Origin of the sequence: Cohnella thermotolerans DSM 17683 (genome assembly GCF_000429825.1) — a bacterium.
Lineage (GTDB): Bacteria > Bacillota > Bacilli > Paenibacillales > Paenibacillaceae > Cohnella > Cohnella thermotolerans.
Window position 1 is genome coordinate 1 of the sequence record NZ_AUCP01000141.1, and the last position, 1,672, is coordinate 1,672.

General features: G+C 52.0%; 1 protein-coding gene. It reads left to right on the forward strand.

Annotated elements, in window-relative coordinates; all coding sequences use genetic code 11:
• Positions 1-116: 116 nt before the first annotated feature.
• Positions 117-1,454 carry an IS1380 family transposase gene (locus G485_RS0117460; RefSeq protein WP_027093557.1) on the forward strand — a complete coding sequence of 446 codons (1,338 nt, stop codon included), beginning with the start codon at positions 117-119 and terminating at the stop codon, positions 1,452-1,454.
• The last annotated feature ends 218 nt before the right edge of the window (positions 1,455-1,672 follow it).

Sequence of the window (1,672 nt, forward strand, 5' to 3'; positions counted from 1 at the left end):
CCTGAATCCGTGATAGTTCTTCTGTGAAAAAGAAGAAAAAGAAAGGAAATCGCATCTCCGATGGTGAATTTTAAAGGAACCATGAATGATCCACTTTCACCTGCGAGGTGCTACATATGAGAATCCAATTCACCCAATCTAAGGAAATTCTGTTGACTACGCATGCTGGCCTGGCCACCGTCGGCGCCTTGCTTTCCCATACCCGATTGCCGCAGCGTCTCAATCGCTCCACCGTGAAAGGAATGGAGAACCCGATTCACAGTCATGGCGATGTCATGACCAGCTATCTTGGCTTGCTTTGCCAAGGCAAAAGCGACTTCGACCACATCGAACCTTTCCGAAAAGATCCCGTATTCCAAACCTGCCTCGGTGTCCGCAAGGTGCCGTCAAGCCCGACGCTCCGTCAGCGTCTGGATGCCGCAGCTCAAACGATGAATGCCAACTGGAACGAGATCCTGCTTCAAGAATCCGCCGATCTGATTCGAAACGTAAAAGCACCTGTAACCGGACTGACAGCAGGCGAGCATACGGTGATTCCGCTGGATATCGATGTCTCTCCGTTCGATAACTCCGGTACGAAAAAAGAGGGTGTTTCGTTGACCTACAAAGGCACGTTCGGCTACGCCCCCATTTTCGCCTACCTCGGACAGGAGGGGTATAGCGTGAATGTGCAGCTTCGGGAAGGCAGCACGCACAGTCAGAAGGATGGCGCTGATTTTCTGCGCGAAAGCATCCAGTATGCCCGGCGCATCACGAAAGAGCGCCTTCTCGTGCGGATGGATTCCGCTCACGACAGTCTGGAAAATCTGCAGGTGTGTCATGCTGAGCCAGAGGTCGATTATATCATCAAGGTCAATCTGCGCAATACATCCAAGGAAAGTTGGCTACGGATCGCCGAAGACAAGGGCATGGCCTGTGAGCAGCGCCCCGGCAAGACGGAATACATGGGCGTGATCGCCTTTCCCGAAAAAGGCTTCGATCAAGCCCTTCGTCAAGTGTTTCAAGTGATCGTACGGACGATCGACCGTGAAGGTCAGATGCTCCTGTTCCCGGAAATTGAAGTGAACGTCTATTGGACTTCTCTTACCTGCTCGCCGTGGCGTGTCATCGAGTTGTATCGCGATCACGGCACGAGCGAACAATTTCATAGTGAGCTGAAGACGGATCTGGATTTGGAGCGACTGCCCGCCGGCAAATTCGATACCAACGATCTGGTTTTGCACGCGGGGGTGTTCGCTTACAACCTGCTCCGCATCATGGGGCAGGAAAGCTTGCGCCAAGACGATGCTCCGATTCGGGGAGGCGTACAACGTCGCCGCATCCGCACCGTGATTCAAAACATCGTGTACATCGCGGCTAGAGTCAGCCGACACGCTCGTCAAACGATTTTCAATTTTGGGCGATACAGTCCCTGGTTTCAGACCGTACGACGAGTGTACCAAGCGTTTGCCTGAATCCATTTTTCGCCATCCAGACCAACCCAAACTGCTCTTCCCTGTTCCGGCCTTACCGTAAACAGCAAGGCTTATTGAGCATGCCTTGCTTGATGGATTCTGTCATTTGTAGATTTGTTTTCATCACGAATCTTTAGCTGATGGGGGGATTTCCGATTACTTTTTTCCATATACTGCCCTCTCTGGCGGAGTGGACTTAAGTTTGTCACGGATTCAGG